This window comes from Acidithiobacillus ferridurans, from assembly GCF_003966655.1.
Taxonomy (GTDB): Bacteria; Pseudomonadota; Gammaproteobacteria; order Acidithiobacillales; family Acidithiobacillaceae; genus Acidithiobacillus; species Acidithiobacillus ferridurans.
The window spans coordinates 1,096,679-1,109,423 of sequence record NZ_AP018795.1 but is presented as its reverse complement, the minus strand read 5'-3'; the positions used below and the strand labels follow the sequence as shown (position 1 = coordinate 1,109,423).

At 59.2% G+C, this 12,745-nt stretch carries 14 protein-coding genes; 8 read left to right on the top strand and 6 right to left on the bottom strand.

The annotated features are described in order from the left end of the window. Window positions 1–87 precede the first annotated feature (87 nt). Both AFERRID_RS05665 and AFERRID_RS05660 read left to right on the top strand, forming a co-directional pair. Window positions 88–1,257 carry a phospholipase D-like domain-containing protein gene (locus tag AFERRID_RS05665; protein ID WP_113526340.1) on the top strand — a complete coding sequence of 390 codons (1,170 nt, stop codon included), beginning with the start codon at window positions 88–90 and terminating at the stop codon, window positions 1,255–1,257. A gap of 9 nt (window positions 1,258–1,266) precedes the next feature. Further along, window positions 1,267–1,752, top strand: coding sequence for a type II toxin-antitoxin system RatA family toxin (locus AFERRID_RS05660; protein WP_113526341.1), 486 nt, complete (start codon window positions 1,267–1,269; stop codon window positions 1,750–1,752). Here the strand turns inward: AFERRID_RS05660 and AFERRID_RS05655 are convergent. After that, window positions 1,749–2,096, bottom strand: coding sequence for an outer membrane protein assembly factor BamE (locus tag AFERRID_RS05655; RefSeq protein WP_113526342.1), 348 nt, complete (start codon window positions 2,094–2,096; stop codon window positions 1,749–1,751). The two genes, AFERRID_RS05660 and AFERRID_RS05655, sit on opposite strands and share 4 nt — an antisense overlap. 66 nt (window positions 2,097–2,162) lie before the next feature. On the opposite strand from AFERRID_RS05655, the gene fur reads away from it, so the two are divergent. Then, window positions 2,163–2,639: a ferric iron uptake transcriptional regulator gene (gene fur, locus AFERRID_RS05650; RefSeq protein ID WP_113526343.1), complete on the top strand. Its 477-nt coding sequence runs from the start codon at window positions 2,163–2,165 to the stop codon at window positions 2,637–2,639. On the opposite strand, the gene proB is transcribed toward fur, so the two are convergent. The 5 genes from proB to AFERRID_RS05625 form a co-directional block, all read right to left on the bottom strand. After that, window positions 2,636–3,766, bottom strand: a complete 1,131-nt coding sequence (gene proB / locus AFERRID_RS05645; RefSeq protein ID WP_126604546.1) for a glutamate 5-kinase — start codon at window positions 3,764–3,766, stop codon at window positions 2,636–2,638. The genes fur and proB overlap by 4 nt on opposite strands. Next, window positions 3,763–4,887, bottom strand: a complete 1,125-nt coding sequence (gene cgtA / locus AFERRID_RS05640) for an Obg family GTPase CgtA (protein WP_126604545.1) — start codon at window positions 4,885–4,887, stop codon at window positions 3,763–3,765. Before cgtA ends, proB begins: the two co-directional genes overlap by 4 nt. Before the next feature lie 55 nt (window positions 4,888–4,942). Next, the gene (rpmA, locus tag AFERRID_RS05635; RefSeq protein ID WP_113526346.1) at window positions 4,943–5,203 is read right to left on the bottom strand and encodes a 50S ribosomal protein L27; all 261 of its coding nucleotides are present in this window, start codon (window positions 5,201–5,203) and stop codon (window positions 4,943–4,945) included. An 11-nt stretch (window positions 5,204–5,214) separates the two neighbouring features. Beyond that, window positions 5,215–5,526, bottom strand: coding sequence for a 50S ribosomal protein L21 (rplU, locus tag AFERRID_RS05630; protein ID WP_113526347.1), 312 nt, complete (start codon window positions 5,524–5,526; stop codon window positions 5,215–5,217). Between the two features lie 69 nt (window positions 5,527–5,595). After that, on the bottom strand, window positions 5,596–6,033 hold the full coding sequence (locus AFERRID_RS05625; protein WP_113526348.1) for a YaiI/YqxD family protein: 438 nt from the start codon (window positions 6,031–6,033) through the stop codon (window positions 5,596–5,598). A 167-nt stretch (window positions 6,034–6,200) separates the two neighbouring features. On the opposite strand from AFERRID_RS05625, the gene AFERRID_RS05620 reads away from it, so the two are divergent. The 5 genes from AFERRID_RS05620 to AFERRID_RS05595 all read left to right on the top strand — a co-directional run bounded on the left by AFERRID_RS05620 (window position 6,201) and on the right by AFERRID_RS05595 (window position 12,745). Beyond that, on the top strand, window positions 6,201–7,124 hold the full coding sequence (locus AFERRID_RS05620; protein WP_225981907.1) for a type I restriction endonuclease: 924 nt from the start codon (window positions 6,201–6,203) through the stop codon (window positions 7,122–7,124). 1 nt (window position 7,125) lies between these two features. Further along, window positions 7,126–7,452 carry a hypothetical protein gene (locus tag AFERRID_RS15280; RefSeq protein ID WP_197722482.1) on the top strand — a complete coding sequence of 109 codons (327 nt, stop codon included), beginning with the start codon at window positions 7,126–7,128 and terminating at the stop codon, window positions 7,450–7,452. Between the two features lie 103 nt (window positions 7,453–7,555). Then, a complete protein-coding gene (locus AFERRID_RS05610; RefSeq protein ID WP_126604544.1) occupies window positions 7,556–9,178 on the top strand; it encodes a type I restriction-modification system subunit M in 1,623 nt (540 codons plus the stop codon). An 83-nt stretch (window positions 9,179–9,261) separates the two neighbouring features. After that, a complete protein-coding gene (locus AFERRID_RS05605) occupies window positions 9,262–9,450 on the top strand; it encodes a hypothetical protein (RefSeq protein ID WP_225981908.1) in 189 nt (62 codons plus the stop codon). A gap of 235 nt (window positions 9,451–9,685) precedes the next feature. Continuing rightward, on the top strand, window positions 9,686–12,745 hold the full coding sequence (locus tag AFERRID_RS05595) for an L-glutamate gamma-semialdehyde dehydrogenase (protein WP_172959339.1): 3,060 nt from the start codon (window positions 9,686–9,688) through the stop codon (window positions 12,743–12,745).

The following is a 12,745-nucleotide window of genomic DNA, read 5'->3' as shown; positions in this document are numbered from 1 at the left end:
AAAGGCCAGCGCGCAGAAAGGTGGCATTGACTTTGTCGTTGTTCCTGTGGAAGGTAACCAGCATGCACCATAGCGGAGCCTGAAGACGTGCCGAAGCTGTTGCCCGACCATTTCGCGGCGCATCGCCAAAGACGCTGGGAGCCCATTCCCGCAGCCGTGCTGCTGAGCGAGATGCCTGCTATCGCCGAATGGCTGGAGCAGTGCCTGCGCGACGCGCACAACGAGATTCTCTTTGAGAACTATATTTTTGCCGGAGGCGACTGGCCCCGGCGTGTCGTGCGTATCCTCTGCGACAAGGCGGCGGCTGGGGTAGAGGTCTATATCACCCTGGACGCTGTGGGCAGCCGCGGCTTTCCGGGCGCCTGGGCGGCTGAGTTGCGCGCCGCTGGTGCCCGGTTACACTGGTACCATCACCTGCAAACCAAAGGGCTGGAAAAAAGGCTGCGACGCAGCCACCGGCGCATCGTCGTGGTGGATGGTAAGTGGGTTGCGGTCGGTGGTTTCGCGATTGCGGATGACTGGCTCACCGGCGTTCCCGGTACCGTGCCCTATCGTGAGACGCTCTTTGCCTGTCGTGGTCACTTGGCGGAACAAGGTCGCCAGATTTTTTTTCGTCATCGCCCCGAGTCGCTTCCGTCGCCGGGCATGGCGGCATCTTTCCCCTCCGATACCTTGTGGTGGGGTTTTGGCCGTTTCGTAGAGGGGGCGCCGCCGAAAAATCTGGCGGTGCGTCGCCGTCTGCTCGCCGCCATCCGTGCGGCGCATCGCAGTATCTGGATCGCTACCCCCTATTTCAATCCCGATCCTATCGTCCTGCGGGCGGTATATCATGCCGTTCAACGGGGTGTCGACGTCAGGCTTCTGCTCGCCGGCAGAATCACCGATCACCCGCTTTTGCGATTTGGGATTCAGGCGTACTATCAAAAGCTGATGCGCAGAGGAGTGCATATATACGAATATGAGGGTGCCTTTCTGCATGCGAAATATCTGCTGGTGGATGATTCCTGGGCATCCATCGGCTCCGCGAATCTCGATTTTCTGAGCCTGTGGTTCAATCATGAACTGAACCTGGAGCTGCGCGCTCCCCTCGCGGCGCTGTTGCTGCATACCCTGTTTTTACGTGAATTCGCCCAGGCGCGGAACATCGACCCGGAGCCCTGGCGCAAACGGCCCCGCTGGCGGCGGGTCGTGGAATGGTTTTTGGTACAGATAGATCGTTGGGTGCAGGCGCGCGCGCTGGGGCAGCGCCGATATTGAGAGGATTTCATGCATCATATTTGTAAGACCGCCGTGCTGCCTTACAGCGCGGCGCAGATTTTTGCCCTGATAGAGGATATCCGCGCCTATCCGCAATTTTTACCCTGGTGTGGGCGAACCCGGATCATCCAGTCGAAGGAGGATGAAGTGGTTGCCGAGATCACCATCTCCCACGGCGCTTTTGGCAAATCCTTCACCACCAAAAATCGTTATCAGCGGCCCAAGATGGCGGAGGTGCGGCTGGTCAATGGTCCCTTCCGCTTTCTGGAAGGGCTCTGGCAACTGGAACCGGACGCCAGGGGTACCAAAGTAACCCTGGATATGCGTTTTGAGTTCGCGTCCCGGTTGTTGGGTGCGTTTCTAGAACCCATATTCAAGCAGGCGGCGGAAACCATGGTGCAACGCTTCGCTCAACGTGCGCGGGCCGTATATGGCCAGCCGCGCGCGTTGGGGGCACAAGAACCTGGGGACGCCCCGCACTCCGGCCATCCCTAAGACGCAGTGGCCGCTGTCGTCGGCGTGGTGCTCCGTACGTCTCCCTGCACGCCGGTCAGCTTGTCGTCCTTGTCAAAAAGCACCAGCACCTTGCGGACCTCCGTATTGCCATAGGCCGGTTTGAAGCTGTAGGCATACACCCACTGATGGGGATGCCACGGGTCCTGCAGGAGTGGCGAGCCAAGGATGGCGCGCACCTGCAGCTCATCCATTCCCGGGTGTAGTTCAGCCAGCTCCTTGGCGGTGATGACATTGCCCTGTTGCACACTGACGCGGTAAATGCTGCAGGCGCCGAGCGGTAGGGCACAGAAAGTAAGCAGAATAATCAGGCGGAAGCTTCTCATGGTCCTTGTCTTGGGCGTCAGGTGCAACTATCCTAAACCATTACGCATGGCTATTGCTACGAGCGAATGATCGACGAACGAATGAACAGCGATGAATTGAAACGCGCCGGTCTCAAGGCGACCTTGCCGCGGCTGAAGATACTCCGCATTTTTGAGGACAGCGACGCACGGCATCTTACGGCCGAGGAAATTTACCGGCTGTTGCTGGAGACCGGTGAAGAAGTGGGCCTGGCGACGGTCTATCGAGTGCTTACACAGTTTGAAATGGCCGGATTGGTGCGAAGGCACCACTTCGAGGGCGATAAGGCGGTCTTTGAGCTCAATGAAACCGGCCACCACGATCATATGGTGTGTACCGCCTGTGGTAAGGTGCTGGAGTTTTTCGATGAGATGCTGGAGGCCCGGCAGCGGGAGCTCGCTGCGAACCAGGGCTTTTTTATCAGCGACCACAGCCTCTATCTCTATGGTACCTGTCTTGGCATGCAGGACGTGGGGATTTGTTCACTAAGGGACGACGATGCCCCGGGAGCCGGTACGAATTAGCCCTGGTCGCTGCTGAGCACCAGGTTGTCACGGTGGATGATCTCGAACTCGTCCACATCGCCGAACAACGCGCAGAGTGCCTTGCTGCCCTTACCTAGCCGCAACAGGACTTCATGCTGCGCGAAGTTCACCAGACCGCGCGCGACTTCATGACCTTCCGGGTCCACACAGCGCACCAAGTCGCCGCGCTGGAAGTCGCCCTCGCTGGCGGTAATACCGACTGGAAGCAGACTGCTGCCCTTTTCCCGGAGTACCCGCACGGCGCCCGCGTCCAGATGGAGTGTCCCGGACGGGCGCAGCTGCCCTGCCAGCCAGCGCTTGCGCGCAGCCAGTTTGGCAACGCCCGGACGAAAATACGTCCCCACATCTTCCCCGGACCAGATTCGCAACAGGATGTTGTCGGCGCTGCCTGGGGCGATAACGGTGGCGGCGCCCGACTGGGCGGCACGGCTGGCCGCCCGCACCTTGGTGATCATGCCTCCGCTCCCCAGCATTGTCCCGGCACCACCAGCCATCCGTAGTAGTTCCGGGTCTCCGGCCCGCACTTCCGAAAGCAGGCTGGCATGGGGGTCGTGGCGCGGGTCCCGGTCATAAAGCCCGGCCTGATCGGTGAGTATCACCAGCAGGTCAGCTTCCAGTAGATTGGCGACCATGGCCGCCAGGGTGTCATTGTCGCCAAAGCGGATTTCGGCGCTGGCAATGGCGTCATTCTCATTGATAATGGGGATTACACCCATTTCCAGCAAGATGCGCAGGGTGGCGCGGGCGTTGAGGTAACGCTGACGATCCTGCAAATCTTCATGGGTCAGCAGGACCTGGCTGCCATGCACGTTGCCCCGGCGCAGAAAATCTTCATAAGCCTGAATGAGAGCAGCCTGGCCAACGCTGGCAGCCGCCTGGAGTTTGTGGAGTGATGTAGGGCGAGTCGACCAGCCGAGGCGCTCCATGCCGGCAGCTACCGCGCCCGAAGAAACCAGCACCAGTTCAATACCCTGCCGCCGCAACACCAGTATTTGCGTAACCCATGCCTCGATGGCGGCGAGATCAAGGCCCTGACCGTTATTGGTGAGCAGGCTGCTGCCGATTTTTATGACCCAGCGTTGCGCGGTTTTGAGGTTGCGGCTCACACCTGCCCCTCCTCCCAGTCGGCATCGAGATCGTCGCCCTCCCAGTCTTCAAGGTGCTCGTCGCCATCGCTTTCGTCACCCCAGTCCTCTGTCTGCGTAGGGTCAGCGGCCGGAGGAAGGTCGGGAAGGGCCTGCCAGATGGCATACACCAAAGCCTCACAGCCGGCGCCGCTGGCGGCCGAGATCAGAAAGGCCGGCCTTTCCCATTGCAGAGCCTTGCAGATCTGTTGAAACCTCGCCTCGGCTTCTTCGCCCGGAAGGAGGTCTGACTTGTTGACCACCAACCAGCGGGGACGCGCGGCCAGGGTTGGGCTGTAGGCGGCCAGCTCCATTTCCAGTGCGCGGATATTCATCGCCGGATCGCTCCCGTCGACGGGGGCCATGTCTACCAGATGCAGGAGTAGGCGGGTGCGACTCAGGTGCTTGAGAAAGCGGGTGCCTAGTCCTGCACCTTCAGAGGCGCCCGGAATGAGGCCGGGAATATCGGCAAGCACAAAGGACTCGTGCGCTGCGACGCGCACGACGCCGAGATTGGGATACAAGGTGGTGAAGGGGTAGTCCGCCACTTTGGGGCGGGCAGCACTGACGGCACGGATCAGGGTGCTTTTGCCGGCATTGGGCAGTCCCAGCAGGCCGACGTCGGCAAGCAGGCGCAACTCCAGGCGCAGATCCCGTTCCTCACCCGCGCCGCCTTTCTCAAACTGACGAGGGGCGCGATTGGTACTCGATTTATAGGACAGATTACCGTGCCCCCCCCGGCCGCTCCGGGCGACCAACAGCCGTTCGCCTTCGAAACGCAGGTCACCAAGCAATTCATGGGTGTCGTCGTCATACACCAGGGTGCCGACCGGGACTTTGATCTCCAGGTCGTGACCGGCGCGGCCCGTCATTTGGCGCCCGGCGCCGCCGTGACCATTTTCGGCGCGATAGCGGCGCTGGTAACGGAAATCGATGAGCGTGTTGAGGCTGGCCTGGGCCACCAGATAAACACTGCCGCCGCGCCCGCCATCGCCGCCATCGGGGCCGCCAAAAGGAATAAATTTCTCGCGGCGAAAGCTCACCGCGCCGTGGCCACCGTTGCCGGACGCCACATGAATGCGTACTTCATCAATAAATTTCATAGAAAAACCCCGCTCCCGCAAAAACGGGGCGGGGTCCCTCCGGGCGGTAGCCTGATCAGCCTGCCGAAACGACGCTGACGGTGCGTACCTGGCGCGGACCTTTGCGCTCGAACTTCACGACACCTTCGGCGGTGGCAAAGAGGGTATGGTCTTTGCCGATACCGACGTTGGCGCCCGGATAAAACTGGGTGCCACGCTGACGAATGATGATGTTGCCGCTGATGACCTCCTGTCCGGCGTAGCGCTTGACGCCCAGACGCTTGGACTCGGAATCGCGACCGTTACGGGAGGAACCGCCAGCCTTCTTGTGTGCCATGATTGTGCTCCTTAGGCTTCAATGCCGGTAATGCGGACTTCGGTAAAGTACTGACGATGGCCCTGCTGCTTACGGTAGTGCTTGCGCCGACGCATCTTGAAAATATGTACCTTTTTCGCGCGGCCCTGGCTGAGTACGGTGGCTTTCACTGCGGCACCTTCCACCAGAGGTCGTCCTACCTGGACGTCCTCACCAACGCCGACCATGAGCACACGGTCCAGTGCAAGTTCGGCTCCCGGCTCTACTTCCATCTTTTCGAGCCGGAGCTTGTCGCCCACTGTCACCCGATACTGCTTGCCACCATTTTCAATGACCGCGTACATCACAGACCTCCAACAAGGGTTTCGCCGGGACTGCCCGGAAAAGTTCGCAAGGATAGCGTTATCAGTCTATTAACGCAAGAGGAAATCCAGAGCGTTGGCAAAGGCCTGCCGGTCGGCTTGACTCAGGGTGGCGGGACCGCCGGTACGGACGCCGGAATCTCGAAGTTGCTCCATCATATCCCGTATCCGCAGGCGCTCGCGGATGGTTTCGGGGGAATACCGCTCGCCGCGCGGGCTGAGGGCATGGCCATTTTTTTTCAGCACAGCAGCGGCTAGGGGAATATCGGCGGTGATGACCAGATCGCCCGCTTCAATGCAGCGCACGATTTCATCGTCGGCCACATCAAAGCCTCCCGGCACTACCACACTGCGAATATGAGCAGTGTGGGGCACGCGCAGGGGCTGATTGGCGACCAGAGTCAGGGGCAGTTTCAGACGCGTACTGGCGCGAAACAGAATTTCCTTGATGACATTGGGGCAGGCGTCGGCATCGACCCAGATATGCATGGAAGCACTCGGAACTGTTGGAGGAATAGACCTTGGCACAGACGGGGCGAGCTGGCAATGCCAGCATCCCGTCACGCAAGCGACTCACCACTTAACGGAAAGCGGTAAAATTTTGTCCTATAAGCCCAACAGCGTAGAATGCACCAAAACATGTCGCTGGAGAACGCATGAAACCGGAAGACCGCACCCGGAAACAAATCAACGCTCCAGGCACCTACAGTCGGCCCGCTGATCGCCCGCATTCCGCCGTCCGCGAGGACACCATCGAATACGGCTTCATCGGCACCCTGCAAAACCTCAAATACGACTATCGCGACGATATTCATGACCGCGCCGCGCTGGAGCAAAACTTCCGCGAGAAATTCGAGGCGCTCAACCGCGTCCGTCTCACCGATGCCGAGTTCGCCCGCCTGCTGGAAGAAATCGTCACCCCGGATGTCTTTACCGCCGCCAGGACCCTACGCAGCATCAATGCCTTCACCCGCGACGACGGCACGCCGCTCAACTACACATTGGTCAACCTCAAGGACTGGTGCAAGAACACCTTCGAGGTCATCCACCAGCTGCGCATCAATACCGACTACAGCCACCACCGCTACGACGTCATCCTGCTCATCAACGGCGTGCCCTGCGTGCAGATCGAGCTGAAGACCCTGGGTGTCCATCCGCGCCGGGCCATGGAGCAGATCGTCGAATACAAGCACGACCCCGGCAACGGCTACACCAAGACGCTGCTCTGTTTCATGCAGTTGTTCATCGTCAGCAACGGCGACCGGACCTACTACTTCGCCAACAACAACGCCCGCCACTTCGCTTTCAATGCCGACGAGCGCTTTCTGCCCGTCTATGAATTCGCGGACGAGGACAACCGCAAGATCACCCAGCTCGACGCCTTCGCCGAACGCTTCCTGAAAAAGTGCGAGCTTGGCCAGACCATCAGCCGCTACATGGTGCTGCTCGCCGGTGAGCAAAAGCTCATGATGATGCGGCCCTACCAAGTCTATGCCGTGCAGCACATGATCCAGTGCATCGACGAAGATAACGGCAACGGCTACATCTGGCACACCACCGGCAGCGGCAAAGCTCTTTGACGTGAGCACGGACAACGTGGGGTTGCACCTCAAGAACATTTTTACGGATGGCGAACTAGAGGAGAAACCAGTTACCGAGGAATCCTCGGTAACTGCGGCCGACGGCAAAAACTACCTCACCAAGCTCTACAACCTCGACGCCATTCTGGCCGTGGGCTATCGGGTGCGCCAAGGCGGGCACCACATTGACGAGGCGGTGATCCGCCGCCGTTTTTCTGCCGGACGGCGCAACCTCGATCAAGCCTACAAGGCCGCTGTGGATACCTGGGCAGAATATGACAATGTCGGCGAAGAGCCGACCCTCTTGCAATGGGGAGAAAACCGATGAGCACCAAAGACATTTCCAATGCCAAAGACCCCGACCTGCGCGCATCCCTGGGGGCGTTGCGGCGGGCCGCCCAACAGGCAAACACCGAGAAAACGCTCAAACCATGACCGAAACCAACCAAAAACAACTGGGCAATACCCTCTGGAGCATCGCCGACCAACTGCGCGGGGCGATGGATGCGGACGACTTCCGCGACTACATGCTGTCTTTTCTCTTTCTGCGCTACCTCTCCGACAACTACGAGACGGCGGCGAAGAAGGAACTGGGCAAGGATTACCCCGATGTGGGCAAAGACACGCGCAAGGTGCCGCTGGCGCTCTGGTACGCCAACAACGCGGACGACATTCCGGCCTTCGAGAAGCAGATGCGCCGCAAGGTGCATTACGTTATTGAGCCACAGCACCTCTGGAACAGCATCGCCAACCTGGCCCGCACGCAAAACGCGGAGCTGCTCAACACGCTGCAGGCGGGCTTCAAATACATCGAGACGGAATCCTTCGAGAGCACCTTTCAGGGCCTGTTCTCCGAGATCGACCTGAGTTCGCCCAAGCTGGGCAAGACCTACACCGACCGCAACGCCAAGCTCTGCACCATCATCCAGAAAATCGCCGAAGGGCTGGCGGAGTTTTCCACGAACATCGACGCGCTGGGCGATGCCTATGAATACCTGATCGGCCAGTTTGCCGCTGGGTCGGGCAAGAAGGCGGGCGAGTTCTATACGCCGCAGCAGATTTCCGACATCCTCTCCGCCATCGTCACGCTGGACAGTCAGGAACCGAAAACCGGCACCAAAAAACGGCTGGAGAGCGTGATGGACTTCGCCTGCGGCTCCGGCTCGCTGCTGCTGAACGTGCGCAAGAGGGTGGCCAAGGCGGGCGGCACCATCGGCAAAATCTACGGCCAGGAAAAGAACATCACCACCTACAACCTCGCGCGCATGAACATGCTGCTGCACGGGGTGAAAGACACGGAGTTCGAGATCTTCCACGGCGACACCCTGCTCAACGAGTGGGACATGCTGCGCGAGCAGAACCCGGCGAAGAAGCCGAGCTTCGACGCCATCGTCGCCAATCCGCCCTTCAGCTACCGCTGGGAGCCCACCGACGCGCTGGCCGACGACGTGCGTTTCAAAAGCCACGGCCTCGCGCCGAAATCCGCTGCCGACTTCGCCTTTTTGCTGCACGGCTTTCATTTCCTGAAAGACGAAGGCGTGATGGCGATCATCCTGCCCCACGGGGTGCTATTCCGGGGAGGGGCGGAGGAACGCATCCGCACCAAGCTGCTGAAAGACGGCCACATCGACACCGTCATCGACTTGCCAGCGAACCTGTTCTATTCCACCGGTATTCCGGTTTGCGTCCTCGTGCTGAAAAAGTGCAAGAAGCCCGACGACGTGCTGTTCATCAACGCCGCCGAGCATTTCGTGAAAGGCAAGCGCCAGAACCAATTGAGCAAGGAACATATCAAGCGGATTGTCGATACCTACCAGTTCCGCAAGGAAGAACTGCGCTACGCCCGCCGCGTGGACATGGCGGAGATCGAGAAGAACGACTTTAACCTGAATATCTCCCGCTACATCAGCACGGCGGTGGCCGAGGAGGAAATCGACCTCGCGGCGACCCATGCGCGCCTGGTGGACATCGAGCGGGCGATCCAGATCGCGACGGCGAAACACAACGCTTTCCTCAAAGAACTCGGTATGCCGCTGTTACCGTCGGCGGACTGAAAATTTACATGACTTAGAGCGCGGTGCTTCGTAAAATAAGGACTTATGCGATACGGTAAGATAATTTCAGTGCGCCGGCCTGGATGGACTCGGAGATAGGAAAGCGTTACGTCGAGCGCGAGGAATCTCGCGAGCGCTTCAAGCAGGAAGCCTTGGCCTCATGGACGGCCTACAAGGAAACCGGCCGACACCTGACCGGCCAGGAAGTGCGCGCCTGGTTGAGCTCCTGGGATACTGATGACGAAAAGGCTATTCCTGAGTGCCACGAGTAACCGTCACCGAAGGCGCAGCGGAAGGCTTGGAACGCTGCCGGCAGTTTCTGGCGTCCACGGCCCTGGTAGTACCACAAGGCGCATAAAACCCGCAGGTGAAAAAAAGGAGGTAGGCACAGGCTGATCATGAACCCGATTACCTGCTGCAAGGAGCCTTATCGGAATGTCTCAAACCCGTTTACAATCAGTTTTACCCGGTGAACCTGCTGATTCCCCGGATTTTATTCGGAACAATGTGACACTGCCGCCCCCGTACCGGGATGAAAATCAGCAGGTTGAGGCGTTGCTGTCGGCGCTCAACGGCAAGCTGAACTGGCTGAATGTCATTGATCAGGCGCGGCCCTGGGTGGAGGCGGTACGCAAGCAGCCAGCCCCGTTCTGGGCGTTGGAATCGCTGTTGCGGGAATACCCCATCACCAGTGCCGAAGGCTTGGCCTTGATGCGTCTGGCCGAGGCCCTGCTGCGGGTGCCCGATACCGGCACCGCAGCGCTGCTGGCGGCGGACCAGTTGGGCAGAGCGCGCTTTGCCGGTGAAGAAAAACAGTCCTGGATCACCCAGATTTCCGGTCGCGTGCTGATTTTATCTCGCCGTCTGCTCGCCGAAAAAGAAACGCGCAGTCTGGTGCAAAGACTTGGTATGAATACCGTAGTGACGGCTGTGGTGCGTGCCATTGCGCTGCTAGGTCGGCAGTTTGTACTCGGACAGGATCTTGGCGAGGCGCGCCGGCGCTCCGCAGAGGCCCGGAAAAAACAGCCCGCACTATGTTATTCCTACGATATGCTCGGAGAGGGTGCCCGCAATAGTGCCGATGCGACCCGCTACGCGGCTTCTTATGAATCCGCATTGAGAGCACTCGCCACGCAAACCGGTAATGGAGGTCCTCGGGAACGCGATGGTATCTCCATCAAACTGTCAGCATTACACCCGCGCTTCGAAGAAGCCCAGCGCGCCCGTCTTTGGAGAGAACTTTTCCCCAAGCTGCAGCAACTGGCCGAGTTGGCCGCCCAGGGACGCCTGAATCTGACGCTGGATGCAGAAGAAAGTGATCGCCTTGAGTTGCAGCTCGATTTGCTGGATGCCTTGCAACAGCATATTGCCGGGCATGCGACTTGTGCAGGCTGGGACGGGATGGGTATTGCCGTGCAGGCGTATCAGAGCCGGGCGGATGCTGCCATTGATGAAGTTCTGGCCCGGACGCGTCGCAACCAGAGCCGTTTGATGTTGCGTCTGGTCAAGGGTGCTTACTGGGATATGGAAATCAAGAGAGCCCAGGAAATGGGTTTGTCCGGTTATCCGGTGTTCACCCATAAACATCATACCGATATCAGTTATCTGGCCGCTGCAGCGCGTCTCCTTGAAGAGGCGAATGGTCCACAGGCTCTGGTCTATCCGCAATTTGCCACCCACAACGCAGCGACCATTGCCGCGGTTTTGCAATTGGCGGATCAGCAACCCGATGCCCGTTTTGAGATGCAGCGCCTGCATGGTATGGGAGAAGGGATTTACCGGGAAGTTTTACGCCACGCCCGCATTCAGCACTTGCGGATATATGCCCCGGTAGGCCGTCATCGGGATCTGCTCGCCTACCTGGTGCGCCGCCTTCTCGAAAATGGGGCCAACACGTCTTTTATTCATCAGCTGGCCAATCAGCATGTGGCAGCCGAAGATTTGCTGGTCAGCCCGCTCTGGCGGGCTGAAGAAGTGGCACTGCCCAAACCGATAGAGATTTACGGCCGTTTGCATGGTGAATTGCGACTGAACAGTCAAGGAATGGATATGACTTATATTGTGGAACGCGGCCCGGTTCTGGAAGCTGCCCTGGCGCTGCGGGTACAGACCCCCGAAGAAATACAGGTGGAAGAGGTGGATCCGTTGATGCGCACGCTGCATGCCGGGCAAACACGCTGGGATGCGGTGCCCGTGGAGCGACGCGCCGAGATTTTGACCCAGGCGGCAGAGCTGCTGGAAACCCGACGGGATTCAATGATTGCTCTGGTGATGCGCGAAGCGCACAAAACTTTGGCAGATGCTGTGGCCGAACTGCGCGAAGCTGTGGATTTTTGCCGTTATTATGCCATTCAGGCCAAGACGCTCATGCGTAAGGAAGCCCTGCCCGGTCCTACCGGTGAGGCCAATTCCCTGAGTTTGCGGGGGCGTGGTGTGTTCGTTTGTATCAGCCCCTGGAATTTCCCCTTGGCGATTTTTGCCGGACAGGTTGTAGCGGCTCTGGTTACGGGCAATAGTGTGGCTGCCAAGCCCGCCGAACAGACCATGGCTATTGCCAAAGCTTTTGTCGCACTGCTGTGGGAAGCAGGTGTTCCCCGCGATGTGCTGGCGCTGATGCCGGGTGCTGGCGAAACCGTGGGTGCCGCTCTGGTGGCGCATCCGCTGACCAGCGGGGTGGTGTTTACCGGTTCGACGGGTGTTGCTCGCCACATTCATCAGGCCCTGGCCGTCAAAGAGGGCCCCATTGTGCCCTTGATTGCCGAAACCGGAGGCATCAATGCCATGATTGTGGACTCCACCGCTCTGGCCGAGCAGGTGGTGGATGCGGTGATTGCCTCGGCATTTCGTTCCGCCGGACAAAGATGTTCTGCACTGCGTTTGCTATGTGTGCAGGAAGAATGCGCGGAAGAAATTCTGACCATGCTGAAAGGCGCCATGCACGAGCTGGTGATTGGCCCTACGGTAGAATATGCCACTGATGTGGGACCAGTGATTGATGCCGACGCGCAGTCCAATATCCTTGCCCAAATGGCCCGTATTGAGCAGGGCGGAGGAAGATTGCTGGCCCGTTGTGCCTGGCCCGCATCCTTGCTGGAAAATGCCCACGCTACGGATATTTCTGTAGCGCTGACGATGCAGGATGATCAGCAGCGGGATCTGCATTTTGTGGCCCCCTGTGCTTACGCCATTAGCCATGTCAGTCAGGTTCGCGAGGAAATATTTGGTCCGGTGCTGCAGGTGGTCACCTGGAAAGCCGGACAAATCGACGCGCTGATTGATGCTATCAACGCTTTGGGATTCGGACTGACTTTGGGTGTCCAGACCCGGATTGATGACCGGGCGGCACATATTGCTGCGCGGTCCCGCTGCGGTAATGTGTACGTGAACCGCAACATGATTGGTGCAGTGGTTGGTGTGCAACCATTTGGTGGAGAAGGGTTAAGTGGAACCGGCCCGAAAGCCGGTGGTCCACATTATTTGTTGCGGATGGTGGCGGAACAGGCGGTGAGCATCAATACCACGGCAGCTGGAGGCAATGCGGAATTGCTGTCGCAGGGTCGACTGTGA